Raw genomic sequence first — 2,508 nt, forward strand, 5'->3', positions numbered from 1 at the left:
CCCTGCAGGCAGCGCGGGCGGCGGCCCTTGCCATCGATGCCATCAAGCGCGAGAAAGTAACGCTTGAACCCATCACCCACTATCTCAAATAATTGAGCCTTAATTCGACAAATATACATTTTATCAGGTTATTTTGCCATTCCAGCATTTTCGGTTGCCCGGGAGGAGGCCCGCTGTCCTGAATTTTTCACCCAAAATAATTGAATATCCTTATATACCGAAATAACAAAAAAAGATGCATGAAGAAATTATTCGTTGTTCTTGCGATCCTGTTTATCGGGATTCTGCTTGCGGGATGCACATCCCAGCCTGCAGCACCTGTGACTGCCACGCCGACCCCCACAGCAGTACCCTCGGAAGTTGCAACCGCAGCCCCGACCGCTGAACCCACCAAGGAAGTTGTTGTCGTTGTTGTCAACAAGACCCCCGAGGTAACCGCCACAGCGACAGCAGCCCCGGTCCCGACCCATACAATCACGTTCACCCAGGACCTGACGGTCATTCCCGATGCAACGGCCTATGTAAAGGTCGGCACCAAGGTTGTCTGGCAGAACACCGATCCATTCAAGCCCCACACCATTCAGGCAAATGATGTTGTTCTTGGCCAGTACTTTGGCAGTATGAACCCCATCGAGATCCCGTACGGCGGCAGCTACTCGGTAGTCTTCGACAAGGCCGGCTCCTATGACTACACGACCGGACCCTTCCAGCCGCAGATGGAAGCAAAGATCGTAGTCACGGCATAACCACGATATACGGGTTCAGGAATTCCAGCCTGAACAACCTTTTTTTGTTCTCCTTTAGGTGATCTCTTTTCTTCGCACGACTCCCGCGTGTTCCCGCAGGACTGTCCCCTGAACATATATGCTGGTACTTCCAAGTAGTACAGCATCAATGAGAAAACAGGTGTAAAATGGGAAAAGGCACGATTGTCCTTGCATATTCCGGCGGGCTCGACACCTCGATCTGCATCCCGCTCTTAAAAGAGAAGTATGACTATGACCGCGTGGTCACGGTTGCCGTGAATGTAGGCCAGCGGGACGAGGAGATCGACGTTGCCACCAAAAAAGGCAAAAAACTCGCCGACCGCCACTATACCATTGATGTCCGGGAAAAGTTCGTTGCCGACCATATCTTCCCGGCAATACGGGCCAATGGATCCTATGAGGGATACCCCATGGGGACGTCCCTTGCCCGGCCGCTCATTGCAGAAGAAGTTGTCCGGATCGCAAAGAAAGAGAAGGCCACCGCCATCGGCCACGGGTGCACCGGGAAGGGCAACGACCAGCTCCGGTTTGACTTCATCATCCGGAGCGCAGGACTCGAGGTCGTTGCCCCGATCCGGGAACTCAACCTTACCCGGGACTGGGAGATCGACTATGCAAAAAAGCATAACATCCCCGTACCGGTGAAGAAGGACAAGCCCTGGAGCATGGACGAGAACTGCTGGAGCAGGAGCATCGAAGGGGGCCGGCTCGAGGACCCGGCATTCCACCCGCCCGAGGAGATCTACCTCTGGACCGTGTCTCCTGAAAAGGCCCCGGCAAAACCGGAGAAGATCACGCTGAGCTTCAAGAACGGCGTCCCGGTTGCCCTGAACAAGAAGAAACTCTCCGGGTATGACCTGATCCAGAAACTCAATGTTCTTGCCGGAAAACACGGGATCGGCCGTAACGATATGATCGAGGACCGCATCCTTGGCCTCAAGGCCCGCGAGAATTACGAGCACCCGGCAGCAACGGTCATCCTTGCAGCCCACCGCGATCTTGAAGGCCTGACCCTGACACGCCAGGAACTCGTCTTCAAGCGGATGGTGGACGACAAGTGGTCGGAGCTCGCCTACAAGGGGCTTGTCTACGAACCCCTGTACCATGCCCTCAATGCATTCATCAATACCACCCAGGAACGGGTCAACGGAACCGTTGACCTGGAACTGTACAAGGGCAGCGTGAGGATCCTCGGGCGTTCGTCTCCGGATGCGATCTACTCAAGCGACATGGTCTCGTTTGACAGCGACGCGATAGACCAGTGCCATGCGATCGGTGTCTCCCAGTATTTCGGGATCCAGGCCCGGATGGTCAGGCAGATGCAGAATAAAAAACGATAATCCCTTTTTTTCTCCGCTACCGGCAGGGAGCCGGTCTTGCTTTTCATCTCTCTCCCGCGGGTGCTTCCCGCATGGAAAAAGCGAAATGTATATGGAGATACAGACAAGAATCGGAGTATATGAGCGCCGGTTTTTTCTCCCGTTTCACAAAACCCAAACCCCATATTGTCGAGAGCCCGCCACCACCGTCAATCACCCATGGCGCCGGCATGAACGTTCCCGAATACAAGAACAAACCCTACTTTATTGTCGGCTCCGTGGAGATGGGCAATACCACGACAAAATGCATCCTTACCGGCGTGAGCCTCGATACCGGCATGTCATATGTAATCAATAAGACTGTCAGCATGAGCCGGGATATCCGTCCCCCGAAACCCGGTGAGACGATCTTCGGCGCAACG

The 2,508-nt window shown here is 54.3% G+C and carries 3 protein-coding genes; all 3 read left to right on the forward strand.

Translation table 11 applies throughout. From position 1 onward, the window contains the following. The first annotated feature begins 239 nt into the window (after positions 1-239). A complete protein-coding gene (locus CW742_RS10440) occupies positions 240-746 on the forward strand; it encodes a hypothetical protein (RefSeq protein ID WP_292420122.1) in 507 nt (168 codons plus the stop codon). Between the two features lie 167 nt (positions 747-913). Next, complete coding sequence (locus tag CW742_RS10445) at positions 914-2,107, forward strand: argininosuccinate synthase (RefSeq protein ID WP_292420125.1); 1,194 nt, start codon at positions 914-916, stop codon at positions 2,105-2,107. A gap of 119 nt (positions 2,108-2,226) precedes the next feature. Next, on the forward strand, positions 2,227-2,508 hold a 282-nt coding region (locus tag CW742_RS10450), incomplete at its 3' end, for a DUF2114 family protein (RefSeq protein WP_292420127.1).

The sequence above is a fragment of the Methanoregula sp. genome (genome assembly GCF_002835825.1).
Classification (GTDB): domain Archaea; phylum Halobacteriota; class Methanomicrobia; order Methanomicrobiales; family Methanospirillaceae; genus Methanoregula.

What these genes read in the sequence shown, in the direction of transcription:
- CW742_RS10440 (WP_292420122.1), top strand. Translation starts at nt 240, where the DNA reads ATGAAGAAATTATTCGTTGTTCTTGCGATCCTGTTTATCGGGATTCTG.
- CW742_RS10445 (WP_292420125.1), top strand. Translation starts at nt 914, where the DNA reads ATGGGAAAAGGCACGATTGTCCTTGCATATTCCGGCGGGCTCGACACC.